The following is a 17,129-nucleotide window of genomic DNA, read 5'->3' as shown; positions in this document are numbered from 1 at the left end:
CCTCGTCAATGTTCGTGAAAGGTTTATCGTCAACCACACTGGTTTAACCCTATAAGCCTGTTTAATGATTGACCATAGAGGGCAGGGCTGGCATGCACCCTGCCGTACCTAATTTCTTCCCGAACGTAGTTTCTCTTTCAAAACTGAGACTGGTCAGGTATGAGCTTGCTCACACAAGCCCATCCCCTTTTAGGGGATGAGGTTCCTGACCTTTTATTTAGCTCCAAAGGCGGGAAAACAACATCTTCCCCATTATAAGATTTCTACATAGCCTTCTGTTCCATTCACGCGAATTCGTTCCCCATCTTTTATCAGTTTGGTAGCACTTTCCACTCCGATAACTGCTGGTAAGCCATATTCACGTGCGATAACTGCTCCATGGGTCATCAGTCCACCAACTTCGGTGACGAGGCCTTTTATGGATACAAACAATGGTGTCCAGCTAGGGTCAGTAAAGGAGGTGACTAATATATCTCCCTCTTCTAGATCAGCATCTTCCATGTTTAAGATGACACGTGCTCGTCCCTCTATAACTCCGGAAGAAACAGGTAGACCTACAATTGCTTCGGCTGGGAGATTTTCCCGTTTGTACTCACCTGCAATGATTTCACCATCAGACGTGATAACACGTGGAGAAGTGAGTTTTTCATAGAATTTGTACTCATCTTTTCGTTTGCTGATGATCAGGTAATCCAGTTTATTTGTGCGTACGACTTCGCGAAGTTCTTGAAAAGTGAGATAGTATATATCTTCTTTTTCATGAATAACGTTGGCCTGTACGAGTCGTTCGGCTTCTTTCAGTAAAGCCTGCTTATAAACGAAGTTGCGATTAACTATGCCGTATTTTGGATATTCACGATAACCGATGAAGTTCCGGATGAGGCTGATCATTCGTTGCGTCTCTTTGGCTTTTTGTTCACCATCCGGTAATTGCTTCAATCGATCTAATAACTCTTGTTCTTTTTTCAATGCTTCCTGTCGCCCTTGCTCAAATTTTCGATTGCTGGCATGAGGCTCAAAGTTTTTGATGTTACTGAGAATCATGGGGATAAGTGTCGTTGGTTTTTCGCTCCAACGAGTTTTCGTAATATCGATTTCTCCGGCACAGCGCATTCCGTATTTGGTAAGAAAAGCAGAGATAGCCTCTTGGGTTTTCTGTCCACCATGAAACTTCACCAGTTCATCCAAAAAAGTATCATCTTTTACCTGGTGTAAATACTCAATTACTTCTGGATACGGGCGAATCGCATCTGCGACATCCAATAGCGCCAGCCCCATTTCCGAGGTAATATTGTTTGGGACCGATTGAGAAAGCGTATCTGCTACGTTTTTTTCACCTAACCACTTGTTCATGTGTTCATTGATCCATGCGGAAGCATTAATCGCAGCCATAAACACAGCCGAACTTTGTGGGTCAAATAAGATCTTTTTTAATTCCTGGATATCTTCCAGGATAAAATCAAATAGATCCGATCCTGATTTCGTCTGGATGTTGTGTTTTAACTCGTCTACCGATGTTTCACTACGCTTCATCAAATCGGAAACGATTGCCGGATTGTTTTCGAATGGTACTTGAAAATCTGCAGACGACATACCTTTATTGCTTTGAGTGGGACTCATTTCTTTTTTATCATTTGGGAACGATTGTATGAAATCTCCTCGCTCTATGATGGTCATAAGTGCATCTTTTATGAGCGGATCGTGTTGTCCCATGCCAGTTAATATCATTTCTCTGCTGATAGGTGAAGCCAGTTGTTGTGCGACATCGACAAACAACCTTCCACCAGCTTGAAACATGGGTCGAGCAGCTATTAACTGGTGTAAAGACAATCCCAATGGTTTCATGGGGTCGGTCATCATTTGTTGATGGCCGACAGATATATAGATGTGATTTTCTTGATCATTCGCTTCAGGGATGGGGTATAACGTCGTGATTGGCCGACTTTGGACAATATAAAATGTATCATCAACCAGACACCATTCGATGTCCTGGGGGCAACCGAAATGTGCTTCGATCTTTCTGCCCATGCGCTCGAGCTGCAAAATCTGCTCATCCGTCAGCGCTTGCCTATTCTGCCTCTCAGGCTCAATCTCCTGTTCTTTCGTACCGCCATCTTTTAAGGCATACATAGCCAGCTTCTTGGTGGATATCTTCTTATCGATAACCGTGCCGTTACGCACTTTATAGCTATCAGCATTCACCAGACCGGAGACCAAAGCCTCACCAAGTCCGAAGCTGGCATCAATGGATAACACCTTCCTATTAGAAGTGACGGGATCGGCAGTAAACACAATTCCAGCCACCTGTGGGATGATCATCTTCTGAACAACCACAGACAGACGGACAGTACGGTGGTCGAAGCCGTTTTGAAGGCGGTAAGTTACTGCCCTCTCGGTAAATAGCGATGCCCAGCACTTGCTGATATGCTTTAGGATTGCTTCCTTTCCAATAATGTTCAAATACGTATCCTGCTGGCCTGCAAAGGAAGCCGCCGGTAAATCCTCTGCAGTTGCGCTGGATCGCACTGCATAGGCATTTTTTTCATCAAGCCTGGAGAGGAAGCGGGCGATCTCTTCATGAATGTCTTGAGGGATGGCTATCCCTTCGATGACCCTGCGAATCTCACCGCTAAGTTCACCGATTTTATCCCGGTCTTCCACCTTTAGAAGCGATAACTGATCAAGCAATTCGTGAATCGACGACGTTTCCCCAATGATTCTTTTAAAGGCTTCAGTAGAAATACAAAAGCCATCTGGTACGCGTATTCCTTCAATCTTGGATAGTTCCCCCAGGTTCGCGCCTTTGCCCCCAACAACCATGAGTTTTGTTTTGTCAATGTCCTGAAAACCAAGCACATATGGACTCATATGTTTACCTCCTTTGGCCATTCCTTACTTTGATAATTTTGATGACATCCTTCGGGCTAAAACGATTTACCGGAGTATTGTACTAGCCTGGTACAGCCCCATTAAGCGGTGACGGCACGTAAGGCCCCCTTTCGCACACGACGAGGGTCTGGCACACGCCTGATGAAGCATGTGCTGGTTTCAGCACACACACGAGAGGTATCTTTGCTCAAAGGAGAGCTTTCACCGCGGGTGCGCCAGAGTGGCGTCGCTTCTACCTGAGTATAGGGGAAAGAACGCCAAAAAAAATCGTCCAAAAAGGCAGTGTGCTAGTAGACAGGAGGTGATACAATAAAAATGGGAATAGACGGGCTCGTTTTTGAGCTTCGGAAACCATGCCGTTCCTTGCTCTCTCGGACGTGAGACAGACGACATGTCACCCTTCTTGCTGTTTGAGGGCAGCATACATTCTCCACTTACCAAGCAGAGGATTCTCTTCCTGCTTTTTGCGAATCAGATTGCGCGTTGGTAAATCAACGCATGGCTTACTAGTATTTGCATGGGATTTATCAGAAAGACCTCGTATCCCTTTTTCCACCCAGCGCTTGAGAATCCCATAGATAGTTGGGCGCGACACGTCCAGATAGCGAGCAATCGTCGAAATACTCCAGCCCTGAGCATGTAAGCGAATCACCGCGTGACGACGCTCCTCTGGCTTGGGAATCTCCTCTGGAGTCTCAAGAGGCTTTCAATGACCCCCTTCCCCCAGAAAATACTTCTTCTCTTCTCTCTTTCTTCTCTTGCGCAAACCGGAAAAACACCGGGAAAAAATGTCGGGACCTCTACATGAGAGGTTAAAAGGCAACCGGCAGATGAGTGAGCCCACGGACGTTGAGAGAGCCATGCCAGGTAAGAGCTTCGCGAGGCGCATTGAGGCGCAGATTTGGCATGCGTCGCAGGAGTGTGGTAAACGCAATCTCACCTTCTAGGCGAGCCAGGGGAGCGCCCAGACAGGTGTGGATGCCATATCCAAAGGCCAGATGACGATCGATGGAACGCAGCAGATCCAATTCGGCTGCATGCGTGAAGTGGCTCTCATCATGGTTGGCTGAGGTTATCGCTGCGATCACGATGTCTCCTCGCGAGATATGTTGCCCTCCGAGGTCGACCTCTTCGGTGGCTAGACGCGGCACGGAAGTCAGGACTGGCCCGATAAAGCGCAACAGTTCTTCGATGGCTCGTGGAACAAGGCTCAGATCCGCTTTGAGCCTTTCCAACTGGTCTGCATGATCGAGGAGCGCGAGCATCCCGCTTCCGATGAGATTGGACGTGGTCTCATGCCCAGCCACCAGGAGCAAGCCTACCATCGACAACAGCTCTGGTTCACTCAGACGATCCCCATCTTCTTCGATCTGGACCAACTGACTAATCAGGTCGCTTTGCGGATGGTGCCGTTTTTCAGCCACGAGCTGCGCGATATAGTTGCCGAAGGCGTCTATCTTTTGCGCACGTACATCAGCGTTTCGGTCATCCAGCGTAATCGGTCGTCCCCCAGCCCCAGCCACAATCGCTTTGGACCCTTCTCGGACCAAATCCCAGTGGTTGTGAGGAACACCCAGCATGTCGGAAATGACATTGATGGGCAGGGGATAGGCATAGTCTTCGACCAGATCCATGCAGCCCTCTTCGGCAACCTGGTCGAGCAACCGGTTGGCAATCTGCTCAATGCTGGGACGCAGGCCCCCAATGTATTTGGGGGTAAAGACCTCGGAGACCAATCCACGCAAGCGTCGATGAGCCAAGCCATCGACATCGAGCATGGATCGGCCCAACAGAGGGAAGCCTTGAGATGATTGCATACGCTGGACCAGTGCATTGTCCTGGGCGGCAGCGTAATCGAGCGTGAAACGTTGGCTATCTTTGAGGACCTGGAGAGCCTCTTGCATGCGGATGACCATCCAGGCCTTTTGTTGAGTGCTCGTAGGGAAGGGGGCTGGCAGAACGGCTCCCATCACGCGCATCTGCGCGAAGAGAGAGAACGGGTCTTTCAGAAGCTGGTCACCCAAGACGTTGGAAGATGAGGTCGCCGTCATGTCGGCATCAAATTGCATAGCCATTAGGATCTCTCTTTCTCTGTGAATTGTAAATCCCACCAGTTTCATTGTGGGATTTACAGCCAGATTCTACACGTATCGCCCGCGAGGCCAAGCGGAAGGTTCCAGCTTCCAGAGTGATACCCCAACAAGGCCCTTTTCGGGTGCGCCATGAAATTCATGGCGCACCCTGTGGGCGAGCAAGGCTCCCGGATCTTTCAGAGTCAGCAGATCGTTAGGGGCGAGATGGGGGTCCCGCTGGCTCAAACAGTTCAATGAGATTGCCTGAGGGATCTTCAATCCAGATTTGCTGGCCTCCTGGCCCACTGACGATGCCATCTCGACGGAAAGGCACTCCTGCCTGTTTGAGCGTCTCCATCACGGCTGGCAGATGTTCCACCTCAATGACCAGGCGATTCCAGCCGCCAGGGGAGGGGCGCTGCCCGTCAGGCAGAGGGCGCGCCCCAGAGCTTTGCGGGCCGCTGAGCAGGAGATGGAGATCTCCTCGCGTCACTAAGGCCATCGCCGGACTCGCGTTGAATTCCAGCGTAAATCCCAAATGGCGCGTGTAGAAGGTGATCGCTTGATCGACATCCTCAATAATATAGCGAATGCGTGCCATATCTTTCTCCTTTTCTTCAAGAACCATGTTCCTTCGATGAGTCCTTTACAGGGATCCTTTCCTTGACTTGGTGTCGCAAAAGTCCTTCTCGTTTCCAGCCCGGAACCGGGCTGAGAGACGCTCAGCTTCCGGTCTTCTGTCCCGAAATCGTCTCCCGGCGCTCTTGCTCCAGCAACGTGAGCAGGAGCCGAATACGCATGTCCAACTGAATTGCCAACTGATCGAAGACCTGTTGTCGCTCCGCTTCCGATCCTTCTGCCGTGCTAGGATCGGGCAAACTCCAGTGAATCGGCGACGAGTCTAGCCAGGTGGGACACCGCTCGCGAACCCGATCACAGAGCGTGATCACGCGATCAAACGACTGACCCACAAACATCTCCAAGGATTTGGGCACGGACTGGCTCATCTGGATGCCCCATCGGGCAAGCGTGCGGATCGCCAACGGATGGACCGCCTGGGCAGGATGACTCCCAGCACTCACCGCCTGGGCCTGTCCCTGGCCCAGGTGATGCACAAGCGCCTCAGCCATTTGAGAGCGTGCGCTGTTGCTCGTACAGAGAAACAGAAGACGTGGTGGGGGACCGTCAAAGTGCCATTGCGTGCGGCTCCCTGGGGGAATCGTTTCCCCAAGGCTCGGATGGAGGCTTGACGACGCTTCCAGGTAGAGCATGTGCAGGCGTTGCAGGTCCAGGCTGTAGTAAAACGAACGCTCATCAGCAGTACTGCGTCGCTCATACACAAGACCCGCCTGGCGGAGCTGGCGTAAGTGGTAGGACACCAGATTGAGTGGCTGCTTCACCTGCGCAACGAGTTCGGCCACACGGTAATCACTCTGTGTGAGCTGTTGGAGTAACGTCCACCGCAAATCATGCGCCAGCAGTTTGAGCACCGATGGCGCTGGCGGTACTATCGTCTGCATCGTTTTATTCCAATCTTATTTGAAGCAATTCAATTTAAGAGTATTATGCCCAATTGGAGTTGAAAAGTCAAGAGTGAAGGGCTGTGGTTCTGGAGAAGACGGCATCATGGTGGGGGCTCGCGTGAGCCACAGCCCTTGCTTGTAACCACTGATGATCTCGCGGCTGACGGCGAGGGGAGGAATCAGATCTCGTGAGAACTCATACGCAGCCCGCAACACACGGGGCAGTCACTGGGTGGCCCACTGATCTTGCCTTTATTGAAGAGACGTGCTATAGTCCTATTAAATATGTTTGCTTCAAATAAGATTGGAATAAAATGATTCATGCATACGAGGCAAGGGTCTCCAAGAAGAAAGCCCTTCTTTCGGCTGCAGGTGGATCGGGTGGCTCGGTCCAGTTCATGCCGGATGGTAAACACCCGGAGCCTAGAGGCTGGAATCGCATCCAAATCGAGGTCAAAGACCTTGCCAGTCTGATCGAGGCTTTGTGCTCGAGCGGAACCCAGTTTCGCAACGACATCGTGAGTGGTAACGGTGGCAAGCAGATTCTGCTGGACGGCTCTTCCGGCAATCCCGTTGAACTTTTTGAGCCATACAGATAGTCAGTTGGTAGCTCTGCTGTATGTATGTATGGATGGATGGATGGATGAGGCACGAACACACCATAATTCGATGAAAGAGACAGAGCGTATGAAACAACAGGAGCAGAACAAGCAGATCAGCGAGAGGCCAGGGAATATCCCAGGCGATCAGGAAGTATCCCAGCAGGACGATGCTCCTCGTCCTGCTGCAGGCGCATTTCTGGAAGTGCTCGCCACCTTTACACGGCTGGGCCTGACCTCCTTTGGCGGCCCTATCGCTCATCTGGGCTATTTCCGCGAGGAGATCGTCGTGCGCCGCAAGTGGCTCGATGAGCAAAACTACGCGGATCTGCTGGCGCTGTGCCAGTTCTTGCCTGGCCCTTCCAGCAGTCAGATGGGGATTGCGCTGGGAATGACACGTGCAGGGGTATGGGGAGGACTCGCAGCCTGGCTTGGCTTTACTCTCCCTTCCGCCATTGCATTGACCATCTTTGCCTATGTCACCAGAGGTCTCCACGGAATCACGCAGGCAGGATGGCTCCATGGACTGCTGGTGGTTGCTGTCGCCGTGGTGGCGCAAGCTGTGTGGGGCATGGCAAAGACGCTCTGCCCTGATCGTTCACGAGCAACGATAGCGATTCTGGCAGCCATCGTCATCCTCCTGTGGCCTGTTGCCATTGGACAAATCGTGATCCTTGCCGTGGGGGGACTTCTCGGATGGCGGTTTCTTCGGACAACAGAGAGCACGAAACCTGCTGCGCTCCCGCTCAAGGTGTCACGACGATTGGCTATGTTCTGCTGGGGGCTTTTTGTTGTCCTCCTGGTCGGGCTACCAGTGCTTCGTCTGGTGATCCACGTGCAGGGCCTCGCCCTCTTTGATACGTTTTTTCGGGTCGGTTCCCTCGTCTTTGGTGGCGGACATGTAGTGTTGCCGCTCTTGCAACGGGAGGTGGTGCCCGCTGACTGGGTGAATAACGACCAGTTTTTGGCAGGCTATGGAGCGGCGCAGGCGGTTCCTGGCCCCCTTTTCACCTTCTCTGCCTACCTGGGAGCGGTAAGCTCACCTGCTCCCAACGGATGGCTTGGAGCGTTGATTGCCCTCGTCGCGATGTTTCTCCCTTCGTTCTTCTTCGTGATTGGTATCTTGCCGTTCTGGAATCATCTTCGCTCCATCGAAGCCTTCCAATCCGCGTTGCGTGGTATTAATGCCGCTGTGGTGGGTATTTTGCTGGCAGCCCTCTATCAACCTATTTGGACGAGTGCGATTCACGCTCCAGTGGATTTTGCCTTGGGCCTCTTGGCGTTTGGGCTGTTGGTGATCTGGAAGGTGCCACCCTGGGTAGTGGTGGTCCTTTCCGCTCTGCTGGGTGCTGGTGTGAGCTTGCTGTAACGACGCGATTCCTGGTGCCATCGGAGGGCTTACGCGCCCTCCGACGTGCAAAATAAACATGTTAAACGATCCTATGCCCCCCATGCTCGCTACTTTACTCGTCATGAACGTGAGGTAAGACGGCCACCGCGCAAGCAGCGCGCTGCCCAGCGCGGGCACGGAGATCGCTCCCGGCAGGTGTGGCACCTGCAAATTGAACACCAGCAACGTAATGGCGACGGCAAAGACACCATCGCTGAAGGATTCGAGGCGACCGGTCTCTTTTTCGACGGCCCCTGCTCGCTGTTCACGGCTCATTCTCTCTCCTTGCAGATACGCCAAGTACGTTGCCGCACATCTTGGGGTAATAGGAGCATCTGTTATCTTATGTTCAAGCTATATGCTTGGTTTTGCCGCCCTGTGTGAGCTGGCCTGTAATGATAACGACGCTTGCAGCGGCAAGGAAGAGTCCGGTGTCCATTGCACCACCGTAGGCGACGCCGGGAGTGAACCAGGGGGCAGGCATACCATCCAGCATGAAGTAGCTCAGACCGAGCAGTCCTGCACCGATGGCGGCAAGCAGCGCCAGGATCACCAGCAGCCGATCGCCATAGGCGAACAGGATCGCACTTCTTCCTCTGAGAGCGCGCTTGGCAAACGGGCGCAGCAACGTTACCAGACCAGCGGTAATGAGTCCCAGACCGGCGAGTGTCTCACCCCACTCGATGAGGAAGCCGAAGAGTGTAGCGTTAGGCACAACCAGTCCCTGCAGCAGAGCCACGAAGAGGCCCGGCAAGCGCCCGCTGCTGGTAGTGGTGCGAAGAAGCTTACTGAGCTGATCAGGGAAGGTTCCCAGCAGGATCTTATCGACACCAGCTAGCAACCAGGCATAGCCAACGATGAGTTGCAGGCCGATCAGCGCCAGATTCGTGGTCGGAATTACGCGTTCTTGAGACTGTCTGTCAGATTGCGGCTTTACAGATTCTTCTAGTAGTGGTCGAGTTTCAATACGAGGATTAATCATTGCTTTCACCTTTATTAGCCCACCACGCGCCTGAAAATGTGCGGCTGGTGCGCTCTTATCTTTTGTGTCTTTTTGTTTATTTAGGAAGGGATGGTATGTATTTCATTCATTCCTGCTTGACGGTTCGGTACTCCTACACTACCTGGACAGTCAGGTTCATACCGGAATGGATCGTACAATAGAGCTTGAACGTTCCTGCCGTAGTGAACGGACCAATCATCTGCGAACTATTGCCTGCAACTTGCAAATCCTTGACCTGCGGCGCACCCGGCTCAGCGCCTGGATGTGCCTCACCCTGCTCCCAGGTTCCATTAGCGATAATGTGCAGTGTCATCGTATCAGAAACCAATGTGACGCTTTCTCCCTTTTTAATAGTGATGGACGACTGGACAAACTGCATACTGCTCATGTGGACAATGTTGTCTGTAGAGTGAGAAGCCGGATTAGCATTGCTAGCAGTGCCACAGGCTGCTAGGAGAAGGACGATAACGCTACATAGGGCCAGGATGACGCCTGATTTTCTCAACATATACTTTACCTCAATTCTAAAATAGTTGGTCGTCTATCTATACAATAGGCGCCATTTATATTGTTCGTAGAATAAATTTTCGTTTTCCCGGTCTCATATAATTTCTAATGAATCCCCTAAAAACGTTCTGGATACAGATTGATGACAGGATACCGCGAAAATCTCCTGACTCATAAAATTTTGTGCCATTATTTGTATCGTTTTCGCCAAACGTTGGATGATTGAGAATGGCCAAAGTGATCGTTCACAGACGTAACACGTTATTACCAGAAAAAGGTGTATGGAGAAAGGCGAATGCATCAAACGAGCCTATGAAATCGCGTTCAGTTAAATGGACCAGGGCCTGTTTGCAAGTCATAACCAAAGCAGAATACAGGCAAGCGTGACCATAGCCAGGAAATTGACCGCACGCTTCTCGTAGCGAGTGGCCACGCGCCGAAAATGCTTGAGTCGATTAATCGTGCGTTCGACCACATTGCGCTCTTTATAGAGGGCTCGGTTAAAGGGCCCGGTGCGCGTCTCATCGCAGCTGCGGGCAATCGTGTACCCAATTCCCCGCCGCTATCTCAAGCGGCGAATCTTGCGACTGCTGTACGCCTTATCTCCCAGAACCCGCCTGGTTCGGAGCTTGGGGCGCCCTTGCCCCACTCGCTTGACATGCCTTGCTCCATCAATACCTCGAAGAATAGGCTCAATGGGAACACGTTGCTTGGCGGCCATCAACGTTTTAATCGCTGTTTCGCGTACATATTTTCCCCTCGTGACGCAAATAGGGCAAAATCGAATAGTCTGCGAGGACCGGTAGCACCACACCTCCATGACCGCAGTACAAACCGCCGGTATTGGATCAGTCATCAGCGTGAGCAGCAATTTATCAGAAACTCGCTCTTTCCAACTCGGGAAATCACCTATCAGTATTTCGCGTAACCAGAGGTGCTCTTCTGGATCCAAAGCCAAACGAATGCAGAGATCACATGCTTCTTCCGCGCGCGTCGCTGCCAGTGTATGGGCCACATCCATACGCAAAAAGATGCTTGAGGTTTCAACATCCTCAAGAATCGCCATCAACGCCTCGACAGGCAGCGGCTTCTTAATTTCGCACATCAGCCCCAGAATAATCGCCTGCTCCGTCGCCGTGGTGCTCAGGCCAAGACGGCTGGCTTGAGCACTTCCTCACACCACTGGCGAAAGCTGGTAGGGGCGGTGAACTCGGGGGTGCGTGGCTCGGCGTTGTCGATACCGTTATCCTTGGCCACCATCATATCGACCATGCCCTGTGCCATAGCGTCGGACATCCCGGATCCGGTCAGCCTGGCCTTCAGGGCCTCGCCAGGGATCTGCTGGTAGCGCACTGGCCTGCCTAGCACCTCCGACATGATCTGCGCCATGTCGTTGAAGGACAGGTCCTCAGGGCCAAGCACCGGGACGCTGCGCTGTCCACTCCAGGAGTGATCGAGTAGCAGTCTGGTGGCGACGGAGGCGATGTCGCGGGTGGCGCAGGTTGGGACCTTGCGCTCCCCGGATACCACGTCGAAGAACATACCCTGGCTCTTGATCGACCCGACCTGACGGAGCAGGTTATCCATGTAGGAGGCTATCGTCAGTGCCCGGTAACTGACCCCCGTGCTTGCGATCAGGTCGTCCTTGGCCAGCAACCCCGCCACCAGCCCGGAGTTTTTTTCCATCGCCGTGCCGCGACCGAGGGCCGAGATCCCAACCACTCGCTTAACCCTCTGACTCTTGAAGGCCTCGCACGCTGGCCTGCTGAAGTCCACGTAGGCGGCCTCGACGCTCGCGGCGTGGGGGTCCGGGGGTACCACCCAGAATACAGAGTCGGCACCTGCGAACGCCCGGTTGACGACGTCGAGGTCGCCATGCGATCCTTGCACGACCTCGACGCGCTCACGTGTGTGCGCGGGAAGGCGAGAGGGATCGCGTACGATCACGCGGATCGGCTCGTTACTATTGAGCAGGTTGTTCAGAACTTGATGGCCGAACTGGCCTGTAGGTGCGGTGACGACGATCATGAAAACTACCTCCAAGATTGTGATTTTCCTTAAAACCCTTTTTCCCGTATGAGAAATACCTGTTTGTGTCTAGTGTAATCTCAGGAGACCTAATGTGTAAGAGAGAGCGTCCCTCATCTTCGTTGAACACAGGAACGCTGGCTCTATTGCACTACAGGTCTCTGGAACCTGCACTAGCGCTGACCTTCGCAGGAAGCATAATCTAGGAAGAGAGCCCCTTCAAGAGTCATTTTTGCAAATTTTATGGTATCATTTGCTAGAGGCTTCCTTTTCAATCATGTCAAAAAGACGACAAGCACTTCAAAACACAGCAAATGCATAGGCTTGACTATTCATGGCTAACTGTACCTCATTGTGCTCAAACTCCTCCCAGGTAATGTATCCCACATGGGCATGCTTCACAAGGGTATCCCATTCTGAGCGAGGCAGTTCCTGAATGTGGACCTTTCCATATGAGTCTGCGGATCGAGAAAGAAGATGCGCAGCTCCCCCAGGCAAATCGTTGCGCCAGCAAGGGAAAGGATTGCCGAAAGGGAGGATGAAACGGATGAGTAATGGTAAAGTACTGCTCACCATTCGGGTTATCAGGTGAGGGTTGGAGAGACCAACACCTCTGTCCAGCGTTGTCTGTTATTGAAGAATTTGCCAAATTCTGTGGCACATGCCTGGAAGTTCGTGCTCTTTCTAGAGGGGATTATAGACGCCCTGAAGCACCAGGTGATAGAATAATTGCTGAAAATGATTGGCAAATTCTGCAAATCTTCACGATGCGCGATGACGAAAGAAGAGGTCCCTTGGAGATGATCAACGATCAGAAAGTACAATACGAGGCACAACGCATACACGCGAATCGCGAGGAACTGGCCTGGCGCGTTGCACAGGCTATTCACGAAGATGGGACCCTTCAGCCGCTCAAAGGGCTTCATCTTTCCCGCACCTCGGTGCCTCGCCAGCGAGTTCACAGCGTGGTCGAGCCATCCGTGGCCGTGATTGTCCAGGGCAGCAAAGAGGTTCTGCTGGGTGAGAGCCGCTACTACTACGATCCCTCACGCTACCTACTCACCACGGTCGATTTGCCCCGCATCAGTCAGGTCCTCGATGCATCCAAGGAGCGGCCCTACCTTGCTGTGCGCCTGGAACTCGCCCCCACTCTCGTCAACTCGGTCATCGTTGATGCCGCTCACTCCTTACCCAGAGAGCGTGCTGAGGTAAGGGCCATTGATGTCAGCCCGGTAGATGGCAACCTGCTCGACGCCCTCGTGCGCCTTGTCCGTCTCCTGGATTCCCCTGACGAAGCGCCAGTTTTGATGCCGCTGATTACACGGGAAATTATCTATCGGCTCCTGATAGGAGAGCAAGGTGCTCGGCTCCGTCACCTGGCGATGGAAGGAGGCTACACTCCCCACATCGCGACAGCGGTCAAGCAACTGCGTCACAGCTTCGATCAGCCCCTGCGCATTGAGACCCTGGCGCGAGAACTGGGCATGAGCGTCTCGAGTTTGCAGCACCACTTCAAGGCCGTCACGGCGATGAGTCCCTTGCAATTCCAGAAACGGCTGCGACTCCAGGAGGCCCGCCGTCTGATGCTGAGCGAAGACCTCGATGCAACGAGTGCCGCCTTTCGCGTGGGGTACCAGGACGCCTCCCACTTCAATCGGGAGTACAAAAGCCTCTTCGGCGTCCCACCAATGCGCGATGTGCAACGCCTACGGGGAGAGGCTTTACAAAGCGCAGGCCGATGAGAAAGACCGGTCCAATAGTCCAGCAGGAAGGACGTGCGTTCAAGCTTTCCCCACTCCGTTAAAGCTGTTGCAAGGCGGTTTTGACGAGGGTAGGCTCTCAGGCGACGCATCAACAAGGAAGCAGAAACTGAGCCGTGGCAGATAGAAGAGGCGACTCGTTGCATTTCAAAGAGTCAAATAACGAGTGTCTGGCTTGAAAATTCTAAAAGAGTTCTCAAATGCTTTACTTTGATTGAAGCATTTGAGAACTCTTTCTTTATTGTCCAAATTCTGCATAATTATCTATTTTTATAAGTGATGCTCTTGTATCCGCTATTTTTGACGGTGTCCGTCCTCAATACAGTAAGGGAAGTTGCCAACTGAGCACAAGAGTCATCCCTGTACAATGCCAGGCTTGCGTGCCTTCACAATGAATGTTGTAGGCATCATTTGTGCTCGCGCGAGAGAATACCATCTCTCGAATAGATGGTCGTCCTCCCTGGCAAGCGAAGGGTTCATATCGCCTTCAATGACACGCTCCACAATCAATCCAGCATCGATGAGGCTATTCAGATAGGTGCTCAATTTCCTGGGATACTGAATGACGGATGCATTGTTCACCCACGAGGAGCGTGTAAGCGGCCTCTCATCGCTATAAGAGCGCTTGAGAACCATCTGTCCATCCTGACTTTTTAGACACCCATAGATGGGGTGTTCCCAGCTAAAGATGAAGCTTCCGCCTGGTTTCAGATATGAAGCAATAAGAGAGAGCGTGTGGGCCAGGTCATAGGTCCAGCCGATAGCGTAGATCGAGAGCACCATATCAAAATAGTTTTCTGGGATGCCGGGATTTTCCTCCATAGGAGATGAGAAGAGATGAGCTGCATAGCCTTTTTCCTGGAGCAATGCGGAAGCATAGCCAATCTGTGTTTCTGAGAGATCCAAGCCCCAGAGTTCGGCGGCATCATGCTCACCCAGGTAGAAGAGAGAATGTCCACTGCCACATCCAATTTCAAGAATACGAGCATTACGAATTTGATCAAGTAATCTCAGATCGCTCTCAGTTGGTGCCAAAGGACCATAAATCGGGAGTGCCGTGCTTCCATAAAACTGCTGTGCTGCTTTGTTCCAGCCTGCGCGATTGGTTTCTTGTATGGTTGATTGATCGATGTGATTTGTCTCCATTGGTGTCTCCTTACAATATCGTACTGTCCGTTGGCTGAAAAATATGTTTATTATACTTCTAACGAGACCCAGACCGAAGAAAGAGGGAGATCAAAGCTAGCTCTTGACAAAGTACGCAAAGGTGTGTAAGATAGGTATATGTATACACCGAGTGAATTTGGCAAGAGAATTCACGTTTCCGTGAAGACGCTGCAACGATGGGATCGGCAAGGGGTGCTCAAAGCCCACCGTACCGCGACGAACCGGCGATACTACACGCAAGATGACCTCCTCTCGATTCTCCCCCAGGAAGCAGGAGTGAGACGACGGATCCTTGCCTATTGCCGCGTATCGAGCGTGGCGCAAAAGCCGGACCTGGAGAACCAGAGAAGGATGCTCGCCACGTTTTGTGAAGCGACCAACTATGTGGTCGATGAATGGATCGTCGAAATTGGTGGGGGACTCAATTTCAAACGGAAGCAGTTTCTCAAGCTGGTGGATGCCATTATTGCAGGAGAGGTGGCCGTCCTGCTCATTGCCCACAAGGATCGGCTGGCACGCTTTGGATATAGCTTATTGGCGCATCTGTGCGAAACCCACGATTGCCGTCTGCTGGTCATGAACACCGAGCAGCTTTCTCCTGAACAAGAATTAGTTCAGGATTTGATCACCATTACCCATTGTTTTAGCTCACGATTGTATGGACTACGCACCTATCGCAACGTATTAGAGAAGGCCCTCACAGATGAAAACCGCGCACCGGATCAGAATGAACCCCACGCCTGAACAAGTGGCATATCTCAAACGCGCTTGTGGCACCAGACGTTTCATTTACAACTGGGGACGCGAACAGTGGGAGAAGCAGTATCAGGCGTATAAACAGGAGCAGGAAGCGGTTCCCGAAGCGCAGCGCGTGCTCAAAACACCCAATGCCTTCGCCCTCAAGAAGCAGTTCAATGCGATGCGGCATGAAGCCTATCCCTGGACCGGTGAGGTCACCAAGTGCGTGGTGGAAGGGGCCTTCGATGATCTGGGCAAAGCCTATGCGAACTTCTTTGCTGGCCGGGCGGAGTATCCCCGATTCAAGAAAAAGGGAACATCGCACGAATCCTTTTATCTCTCCAACGACAAATTCACTGTTGGCAGTCACTGGATCTCGATCCCAGGGTTGGGGCGCTTCATTCTGGACCAACGCCAAACCAAGAAGGATCGAGGCAAGCTCCTGCGCCCACTCGGGACGGTCAATCTGGCAGAAAAGCTGCGCTTTGTCGAAGAGAGGAAAGCAACCAGGCCTACGAAAAAGCGAAACCAACGCAAACAAGTCCTCTGTGAATCCCTGAAGATCCTGGGGGCAACCGTCTCGTGTGAAGCAGGTCAGTGGTATGTGTCAATCCAGCTAGACATCAAGAAAGAGCACCCTCCCGCGCCCTTGCCAGTCGTTGGGGTCGATGTGGGCATCAAGCAAGCTGCGGTGGTTTCCGATGGGAGACGGCTCCAGAACCAAAGGCCGTTGGCATCCCATCTCAAGAAACTCGGCACACTGCAACGTCGGCTCTCCAAGAAACAGAAGACGAAAGACCCGGAAACCAGGCGAACCGTTTTCAGCAAGAACTATGAGAAGCAGCGGCTCAAAGTGGCACGCGAGCACCAGGAGATCGCCAACATCCGCCGGGATGTGCAGCACAAGTTCACCACCGAATTGGCGCGAACCTGTAGAGCTATCGGCATCGAAGACCTCAATCTGTTGGGGATGATGGCCAACCGGAAGCTGTCGCGTGCCGTGGCGGATGTGGCCATGGGGCAACTCTTGCAGTTCTTGAAGACGAAAGTGGCCAACGCTGGAGGAGATCTGTTCATCGCCTCACGCTGGTTTCCCTCGACCAAACGCTGTTGCTGCTGTGGGCATGTGAAAAAGCGCATGCCCCTCAAGCACCGAACCTATCAGTGCCAGATCTGTGAGCTGGCGATCGACCGGGATGTGAACGCCTCTTTCAACCTGGCCTGGTTCGCGACAGACATGCTTCGCCAACTTCACGCCTAAAGTTGGCCGTCCTGGGTAGTGGCTACGACCGATGACGTAAAAGCGCCTGTGGAGCCAATGTGAGACCGAAACGAGGGGGCTGATCCAAAGGTCCTCGTGCCATGGCAACTGGCTGTGAAGCAGGAACAACTGACTGCTCACGCGCGTCTTGCACACGTTTGAGTATGAGAAAGGTAGCAGAGCCCTAGCGTG

At 52.3% G+C, this 17,129-nt stretch carries 15 protein-coding genes and 3 pseudogenes; 5 read left to right on the top strand and 13 right to left on the bottom strand.

Features of this window, described 5'->3' with window-relative positions; all coding sequences use genetic code 11:
• Window positions 1–252: 252 nt before the first annotated feature.
• From ppsA to JMI88_RS01215, 5 genes are all read right to left on the bottom strand, one after another.
• Complete coding sequence (gene ppsA / locus JMI88_RS01235; RefSeq protein ID WP_201359932.1) at window positions 253–2,868, bottom strand: phosphoenolpyruvate synthase; 2,616 nt, start codon at window positions 2,866–2,868, stop codon at window positions 253–255.
• A 415-nt stretch (window positions 2,869–3,283) separates the two neighbouring features.
• Window positions 3,284–3,571, bottom strand: coding sequence for a helix-turn-helix domain-containing protein (locus tag JMI88_RS01230; RefSeq protein WP_268905955.1), 288 nt, complete (start codon window positions 3,569–3,571; stop codon window positions 3,284–3,286).
• 130 nt (window positions 3,572–3,701) lie between these two features.
• Entirely contained in the window at window positions 3,702–4,964 is a 1,263-nt protein-coding gene (locus JMI88_RS01225; protein WP_201359930.1) for a cytochrome P450 family protein, read from the bottom strand.
• A gap of 211 nt (window positions 4,965–5,175) precedes the next feature.
• Window positions 5,176–5,562 carry a VOC family protein gene (locus tag JMI88_RS01220; RefSeq protein WP_201359929.1) on the bottom strand — a complete coding sequence of 129 codons (387 nt, stop codon included), beginning with the start codon at window positions 5,560–5,562 and terminating at the stop codon, window positions 5,176–5,178.
• 121 nt (window positions 5,563–5,683) lie between these two features.
• Window positions 5,684–6,481, bottom strand: coding sequence for an arsenate reductase/protein-tyrosine-phosphatase family protein (locus tag JMI88_RS01215; protein WP_201359928.1), 798 nt, complete (start codon window positions 6,479–6,481; stop codon window positions 5,684–5,686).
• Between the two features lie 317 nt (window positions 6,482–6,798).
• On the opposite strand from JMI88_RS01215, the gene JMI88_RS01210 reads away from it, so the two are divergent.
• Together JMI88_RS01210 and chrA are read left to right on the top strand one after the other, a co-directional pair.
• Window positions 6,799–7,083: a hypothetical protein gene (locus tag JMI88_RS01210; RefSeq protein ID WP_201359927.1), complete on the top strand. Its 285-nt coding sequence runs from the start codon at window positions 6,799–6,801 to the stop codon at window positions 7,081–7,083.
• 88 nt (window positions 7,084–7,171) lie between these two features.
• Window positions 7,172–8,452: a chromate efflux transporter gene (gene chrA, locus JMI88_RS01205; protein ID WP_201359926.1), complete on the top strand. Its 1,281-nt coding sequence runs from the start codon at window positions 7,172–7,174 to the stop codon at window positions 8,450–8,452.
• A gap of 108 nt (window positions 8,453–8,560) precedes the next feature.
• On the opposite strand, the pseudogene JMI88_RS01200 reads toward chrA, so the two are convergent.
• The 6 genes and pseudogenes from JMI88_RS01200 to JMI88_RS01175 form a co-directional block, all read right to left on the bottom strand.
• Window positions 8,561–8,749, bottom strand: a pseudogene (locus JMI88_RS01200) (TMEM175 family protein); the annotation flags it as partial.
• A 73-nt stretch (window positions 8,750–8,822) separates the two neighbouring features.
• Window positions 8,823–9,455, bottom strand: coding sequence for a hypothetical protein (locus JMI88_RS01195; protein ID WP_201359925.1), 633 nt, complete (start codon window positions 9,453–9,455; stop codon window positions 8,823–8,825).
• Between the two features lie 133 nt (window positions 9,456–9,588).
• Complete coding sequence (locus JMI88_RS01190) at window positions 9,589–9,984, bottom strand: cupredoxin domain-containing protein (RefSeq protein WP_201359924.1); 396 nt, start codon at window positions 9,982–9,984, stop codon at window positions 9,589–9,591.
• A 354-nt stretch (window positions 9,985–10,338) separates the two neighbouring features.
• Window positions 10,339–10,482: pseudogene (locus JMI88_RS01185) on the bottom strand (transposase); the annotation flags it as partial.
• Between the two features lie 63 nt (window positions 10,483–10,545).
• Window positions 10,546–11,088, bottom strand: a complete 543-nt coding sequence (locus tag JMI88_RS01180; protein ID WP_201359923.1) for a hypothetical protein — start codon at window positions 11,086–11,088, stop codon at window positions 10,546–10,548.
• Window positions 11,089–11,126: 38 nt separating this feature from the next.
• Window positions 11,127–12,011 carry an NmrA family NAD(P)-binding protein gene (locus JMI88_RS01175; RefSeq protein WP_201359922.1) on the bottom strand — a complete coding sequence of 295 codons (885 nt, stop codon included), beginning with the start codon at window positions 12,009–12,011 and terminating at the stop codon, window positions 11,127–11,129.
• An 800-nt stretch (window positions 12,012–12,811) separates the two neighbouring features.
• On the opposite strand from JMI88_RS01175, the gene JMI88_RS01170 reads away from it, so the two are divergent.
• Window positions 12,812–13,753, top strand: a complete 942-nt coding sequence (locus JMI88_RS01170) for an AraC family transcriptional regulator (RefSeq protein WP_236022761.1) — start codon at window positions 12,812–12,814, stop codon at window positions 13,751–13,753.
• Window positions 13,754–13,767: 14 nt separating this feature from the next.
• On the opposite strand, the pseudogene JMI88_RS01165 reads toward JMI88_RS01170, so the two are convergent.
• Window positions 13,768–13,920, bottom strand: a pseudogene (locus JMI88_RS01165) (Tn3 family transposase); the annotation flags it as partial.
• A gap of 205 nt (window positions 13,921–14,125) precedes the next feature.
• Window positions 14,126–14,917, bottom strand: coding sequence for a class I SAM-dependent methyltransferase (locus JMI88_RS01160; RefSeq protein ID WP_201359920.1), 792 nt, complete (start codon window positions 14,915–14,917; stop codon window positions 14,126–14,128).
• Between the two features lie 138 nt (window positions 14,918–15,055).
• Between JMI88_RS01160 and JMI88_RS01155 the strand changes: the two genes are divergently transcribed.
• Together JMI88_RS01155 and JMI88_RS01150 are read left to right on the top strand one after the other, a co-directional pair.
• Complete coding sequence (locus tag JMI88_RS01155; protein WP_201359919.1) at window positions 15,056–15,682, top strand: IS607 family transposase; 627 nt, start codon at window positions 15,056–15,058, stop codon at window positions 15,680–15,682.
• On the top strand, window positions 15,642–16,937 hold the full coding sequence (locus JMI88_RS01150) for an RNA-guided endonuclease InsQ/TnpB family protein (RefSeq protein ID WP_201359918.1): 1,296 nt from the start codon (window positions 15,642–15,644) through the stop codon (window positions 16,935–16,937). Before JMI88_RS01155 ends, JMI88_RS01150 begins: the two co-directional genes overlap by 41 nt.
• Window positions 16,938–17,129: the final 192 nt, after the last annotated feature.

The organism is Dictyobacter formicarum, assembly GCF_016587435.1.
Note: the sequence above shows the minus strand (reverse complement) of the source record. Positions and strands in the feature narration are given on the sequence as shown.

Excerpts from the sequence above, each read along its gene's own strand:
- ppsA (WP_201359932.1), bottom strand. The coding sequence starts at position 2,868 with ATGAGTCCATATGTGCTTGGTTTTCAGGACATTGACAAAACAAAACTC.
- JMI88_RS01225 (WP_201359930.1), bottom strand. The coding sequence starts at position 4,964 with ATGGCTATGCAATTTGATGCCGACATGACGGCGACCTCATCTTCCAAC.
- JMI88_RS01220 (WP_201359929.1), bottom strand. The coding sequence starts at position 5,562 with ATGGCACGCATTCGCTATATTATTGAGGATGTCGATCAAGCGATCACC.
- JMI88_RS01215 (WP_201359928.1), bottom strand. The coding sequence starts at position 6,481 with ATGCAGACGATAGTACCGCCAGCGCCATCGGTGCTCAAACTGCTGGCG.
- JMI88_RS01210 (WP_201359927.1), top strand. The coding sequence starts at position 6,799 with ATGATTCATGCATACGAGGCAAGGGTCTCCAAGAAGAAAGCCCTTCTT.
- chrA (WP_201359926.1), top strand. The coding sequence starts at position 7,172 with ATGAAACAACAGGAGCAGAACAAGCAGATCAGCGAGAGGCCAGGGAAT.
- JMI88_RS01195 (WP_201359925.1), bottom strand. The coding sequence starts at position 9,455 with ATGATTAATCCTCGTATTGAAACTCGACCACTACTAGAAGAATCTGTA.
- JMI88_RS01190 (WP_201359924.1), bottom strand. The coding sequence starts at position 9,984 with ATGTTGAGAAAATCAGGCGTCATCCTGGCCCTATGTAGCGTTATCGTC.
- JMI88_RS01180 (WP_201359923.1), bottom strand. The coding sequence starts at position 11,088 with ATGTGCGAAATTAAGAAGCCGCTGCCTGTCGAGGCGTTGATGGCGATT.
- JMI88_RS01175 (WP_201359922.1), bottom strand. The coding sequence starts at position 12,011 with ATGATCGTCGTCACCGCACCTACAGGCCAGTTCGGCCATCAAGTTCTG.
- JMI88_RS01170 (WP_236022761.1), top strand. The coding sequence starts at position 12,812 with ATGATCAACGATCAGAAAGTACAATACGAGGCACAACGCATACACGCG.
- JMI88_RS01160 (WP_201359920.1), bottom strand. The coding sequence starts at position 14,917 with ATGGAGACAAATCACATCGATCAATCAACCATACAAGAAACCAATCGC.
- JMI88_RS01155 (WP_201359919.1), top strand. The coding sequence starts at position 15,056 with ATGTATACACCGAGTGAATTTGGCAAGAGAATTCACGTTTCCGTGAAG.
- JMI88_RS01150 (WP_201359918.1), top strand. The coding sequence starts at position 15,642 with ATGAAAACCGCGCACCGGATCAGAATGAACCCCACGCCTGAACAAGTG.